The 4,746-nt window shown below is 59.9% G+C and carries 5 protein-coding genes and 1 pseudogene; 1 reads left to right on the top strand and 5 read right to left on the bottom strand.

What is annotated here, in order from left to right; translation table 11 throughout:
• The 5 genes and pseudogenes from EN949_RS33135 to EN949_RS33115 form a co-directional block, all read right to left on the bottom strand.
• Positions 1-196 (bottom strand): annotated as a pseudogene (locus EN949_RS33135) (DUF3618 domain-containing protein); the annotation flags it as partial.
• Positions 193-585, bottom strand: coding sequence for a phage holin family protein (locus EN949_RS33130; RefSeq protein WP_013525134.1), 393 nt, complete (start codon positions 583-585; stop codon positions 193-195). The gene EN949_RS33130 and the pseudogene EN949_RS33135, both read right to left, overlap by 4 nt.
• The gene (locus EN949_RS33125; protein ID WP_127371052.1) at positions 582-1,190 is read right to left on the bottom strand and encodes a DUF1206 domain-containing protein; all 609 of its coding nucleotides are present in this window, start codon (positions 1,188-1,190) and stop codon (positions 582-584) included. Before EN949_RS33125 ends, EN949_RS33130 begins: the two co-directional genes overlap by 4 nt.
• Before the next feature lie 272 nt (positions 1,191-1,462).
• On the bottom strand, positions 1,463-2,287 hold the full coding sequence (locus EN949_RS33120; protein WP_127371053.1) for a manganese catalase family protein: 825 nt from the start codon (positions 2,285-2,287) through the stop codon (positions 1,463-1,465).
• Positions 2,288-2,479: 192 nt separating this feature from the next.
• On the bottom strand, positions 2,480-3,595 hold the full coding sequence (locus tag EN949_RS33115) for a hypothetical protein (RefSeq protein ID WP_164752036.1): 1,116 nt from the start codon (positions 3,593-3,595) through the stop codon (positions 2,480-2,482).
• A gap of 158 nt (positions 3,596-3,753) precedes the next feature.
• Here EN949_RS33115 and EN949_RS33110 point away from each other — a divergent pair.
• Positions 3,754-4,746, top strand: a 993-nt coding sequence (locus EN949_RS33110; protein WP_164782622.1) for a glycosyltransferase family 1 protein, incomplete at its 3' end; no start/stop codon positions are given.

Here is a 4,746-nt window from a genome sequence, read left to right as displayed (position 1 = left end):
GCAAAGGATTGTCTCGGACCTGCGTTCTGAGGTTGGCGAGCATGGCCGAACTCTCCCCTCCCGAGAACAGCCCGGTGAACTCATCCAGCAATTGTCCCGGCGTCATCCTGCCTCGAATGGATTCGGCGGTCTCCATCACCCGGGCACGGGCTGCCTCGGCCTCGCGTTCAAGTTCGGCTGCGGATTTCTCAGTCATCTCACCTGTTCCTTGATCACGCTCGCGTCGCGCTTGAGCTGTTCCTGGGTGCGGTCGGGGGTAAGTTCCGAAGGCGCCATGCTGGCCGTCCCGGTCCGCAGCAGGATAATGCCGAGGGCCGCCACGACCACGCCGACCAGCAGGGAAGACCACCCCGCGCCAAGTCCTGCCCGCGTCAGTGCAATAACGAGTGCCTGCAGCAACACCATTAGCGCGGCGAGCAGGCAGATCGCGCCGCCCAGCACTTCCGCGGCACCTGCTCCGGCTTTGGCAAGCTTTTCAGAAAGCTCGGCCCGAAACAGCCTGGCCTCGGTTTGCACCAAAGTGGTGACATTCTGGGCCAAGTCGGTGATCAGCCCGGCAAGGCTTGGGTTGTCCTGGGTGTTCATCTGTCCTGCTCCGTGCTCTGCATGGCCCCATCATCGCCGACGACGCCAGAATCCTGCGACCGATCAGCGGACCAACCCTGTGCCTGATCGGTGTGGGATTTGAGGTCTCCCGGCGCATCCTGAAATTCTGGACCCGCCGGCGGCGAGGCCTTGATGAACCGCCCGAGAGCCAATCCGGCCAATACCGATCCGGCAAGCAGGACACCGGGATTTTGCCGGCCAAAGGACTGCACGTCCTCCAGGACCTGGCCGAACGGCTTCTGTTTCAATGACGATGAAAGCCGCTCCAAGCCACCGGCAGCATCCAATGCGAACTTCGATGCGTTCCTTTCATCGTTGTTGGCCAGGTGATCACTGGCCGCGCGCAGTGCGCCGCCCAGCGCCGCCAGGCTCGATCCGATGTCGCGCTGCGCTTCCTGCGCCTTGTCGGAGATGACCTCCCTGGCTTCAGATGCATAGTCGCCAGCCTTGCGGGTGACCGTGTCACGCGCGTCGTGAAGCAACTCGCTGGCACGCTCATTTTCCTGGCGAAGCCTTTCGGAAACGTCGCTTTTCGCCTTGTCGAAATCGGTGGGCTGTCCGCCCTGATCGTTTTCATGCTGCATGGGGCCACCTAGTGAAGACCGAGGAAGGAGAGGACCGCCAGCACGACAACGATAACGCCGATAAGATAGATGACACTGTTCATGTGCACGTCCTCCGTGGCTGTCCAACTTCGCGGAGCCGGCGATGTTCCCTAGGTGAAGCATTTATGTCGAAGCGGAAATGGAGAGCTTCGTCAGGCACGCACCAGTCACCAATGGGTGCGCCCTACTCCGCAGGAGCCGCTAGCAGGAGACAGCCGAGTGCCGGCTGCCTCCGGCATTGCTATCTTTGCCTATTCGGCTGCCCGCCTGTCGATCATCTGCTCGCTCTGGGCGCCGGAACTTGGCCGAGGCGGCGACAGGATGGGCTCCTCGCCCATTGGCGAACCGGCGACCAGGGAGAACTCGCCCTTGCCGTCCATCGACGGTCCTTCGCTCCAACGTCCCTGCGCTGGTTCGACACCTTCGACGAAGCAATTGATGAAGGCATAGGATACGTCCTGATGCTCCTTTTCCTGCGGGAAGGAGTTGGGGACCGGCAGAGACGCGTTCCGTCCGCCCATATCTTCGATTGCCGCGAGCCACTGCTGTTGGTGCATGGTGTCGCGCGCAATAAGGAAGGACAGCATGTCCTTCATGCCGGGATCGCTGGTCATGTTGTACAGGCGGGTCGCAAGCACGCGGCCGCTTCCTTCCGCGGTGACGTTTGCGACCATATCCGCGGCAAGATTGCCGCTGGCATAGACATGCGAAGCATTGAAGGGAACGCCGTTGGCGTTTTCAGGCAGTGCGGCCAGGCCGGTCGACAAGATATGGCGGAAGTTCATCCCGTTGAGGACCGAGCCGCCGACCGTGTCCGACGAGATGTCCTCCTGCAGCGAAAGTGGTGCACCCTCAAGATTGAGGGCGACCGCAGTCGCCAGCATTTCGATATGGCCGAGCTCCTCCGTCGCCGTGTTCAACAACAGGTCGCGGTATTTGGCCGGCCCGCGGCATCCCCATGCCTGGAAGAAATACTGCAAGGCCACGCGGATCTCGCCTTCTACTCCGCCGATGGCCTGCTGCAAGGCACGGGCAAAGACTGGATTGGGCGTTTCCACACGAACCGGGTACTGCAATTTCTTGTCGGTGAATACATGGCTGACTCCTGGTTGGAAGTCAGCCGAACCTCAGCTCTGATGCATTGTTCCGTGCGAGGAACACTTAATTCCGGCAGGCTTTCCGCAGGAATGTCTCGAGCCACGGACGCTTATTCGCAATGCGAGCCGTCCAGTTCGTTGATGCAGTCGGTGCGAGTGGCGCCGACCGGATCACGCGACCCTGGAAAGCAGAGCGACGTCACATCTGGCCAAGCCGTAGCGCCACCGATGATCAGTCGTGGCGACCCGGCTCTGATAAAACAGTGAAAGCTGGCTGCCTTCGATCATCACTGTCGAGTGGCCGTTCTCTCCCGGCTGGCCTGGTTCCAGCACCGGGCCGATCGAGACGTAAGGTCCAGCAACGTTATCCGCGATGGCAAAAAACACGCGTTGCCGGTTCCCGCGAAGGCCATTGGGCAGAAAGCAAGTGGCATTGAGAAGCACGCGACCGTCCGGCAATTCGACCAGTTGTGCGCCCTCAATGCCCCATTCATAGTCGGGATCCTCTCTCGTGTTGTGGTGAGGCACATCATTGTGGTCGAGGATCTTGCCGATCCGCTTCCAAGGACCGAACCATGAGTCGGATTGGCTGCGTGCGAGATAGATGTCGGGCTGCGGCACCCTGGTGAATTTTGGCATGGCGGAATAGACGAGATAGCGCTTGCCGCCAATAAGTGCGGGATGCGGATCGTAAATGCCATCTTCCTCGGTGTCCGGGATGGCGAGGATGGCGGGGCTAAGAACCACCCACTGGAACCCGTCATTGGAAACCGCATGCTCGCAGCGGCCGCCAGACTTCATGAACTCGGTCTGGATGAACATGTGAAAGACGCCGCTTTCGTGGATGACCCCCGGAGCCGCAACACCACTCCCATTGATTGGAAGCTCGATCGACTGATGCTCGGTCCACGGCCCATAAAGGTCCGGCGCCGTGGCGTGCAGTATCGTCCACGTCTCGGTGGTCACCGTGCCGCTCGAGCCGAAGACGTGCCACAGGCTGCCATCAAAGACGGGGCAAGGGTCCTTGAGATCATCCACGCTTTGCGGATGAAACAGCGGAAAAACGTTGGTCGCAAAGTCGATCTTCATATCAGCCCCGGAATTCGCCTGGCACGGACTCGCCAGCGATGCGGGCGAATCAACTTGATGTCCTGCGCATTTTATAGCCAGCGACTTCAACGCAAATACGGCAGGTCCGTTCTCCACCGACATTCCCCCGTCGCTCACGCTTTCAAAGCCCGGCGATGCGCGGCGGGCGTTCTCAGCTTCGCGGAAATATGGTCGCATTCGTCATCCGAGCGGTGACCGAGAGCTCTTCACTTCACCTTGGAACAACTCACGCGCTGGAAAGTTAGGAGCTGGCATCGAAGTCTATTTCTCCTCGATCCGCGCTTAACAAATGTTAGTCGTAACATAAACTAAAGATTACGGGAAGGAACATCTCAATGGAAGCAGCCTTGGGCAGGGTATCCGCCAGTAAACACACTGGCAGGGAAAATCTACTGGTTTGCTTCTCCCACTTGCGATGGAATTTCGTTCATCAACGGCCGCAGCATATCCTCACCCTCGCATCCGAGCAGCAGAGAGTGGTCTACTTTGAGGAGCCTGTTTTCGAAGAACTGCCACAGCCGCAGATGCGGACGAGCGAGGCATCGCCAAACATCCTGATCGTGACACCAGTGCTGCCGCTCGGCGCGTCGGCCGCGAAATCAGATGCCGTGCAGCGGAGGTTTGTTCAGCAGATCATAGCTTCTATGCCGCACAGCCGGCTGATCGCCTGGTATTACACGCCGATGGCTCTCCGCTTCACGGAGTTTCTTGACCCAGACATATGCGTCTACGACTGCATGGACGAACTCTCCGCTTTCAAGAATGCGCCGCCCGAACTGGCGCAGATGGAAAAGGCACTTCTGCGCCGCGCCGATCTCGTTTTCACCGGTGGCCTGAGCCTGTTCGAGACCAAGCGCCGCCTGCATCAGGCTATTTACCCCTTTCCGAGCAGCATCGACGTGAAACATTTTCACAAGGCAAGGCTGCCAGGAAAGGACCCAGCCGATCAGGCCGGCACTCCTCACCCGAGGGTGGGGTATTTCGGCGTCATCGACGAGCGGCTGGACGCCGGACTCGTGGCGCTAGCGGCGCGGACGATGCCGGACGTGCATTTCGTCATGATTGGCCCCGTGGTCAAAATCGATCCTGCAATCCTGCCGAAGGCCGACAACCTGCATTGGTTGGGTGCCAAGGCCTACTGCGACCTGCCCGATTATCTGCGCCATTGGGATGCCGGCTGGATGCCGTTTGCACTCAACGAGGCGACCCGGTTCATCAGCCCAACCAAGACGCCAGAGTTCCTGGCTGCGGGCCTGCCCGTAATCTCGACGGCGATCGTTGACGTCGTGCGCAGCTACGGCGCTGCTGGACTGGTGGAAATCGCCGAC

The sequence above is a fragment of the Mesorhizobium sp. M7A.F.Ca.US.007.01.2.1 genome (assembly GCF_003998165.1).
GTDB classification, from domain to species: domain Bacteria; phylum Pseudomonadota; class Alphaproteobacteria; order Rhizobiales; family Rhizobiaceae; genus Mesorhizobium; species Mesorhizobium ciceri.
This window is presented reverse-complemented; position numbering and strand designations above follow the sequence as displayed.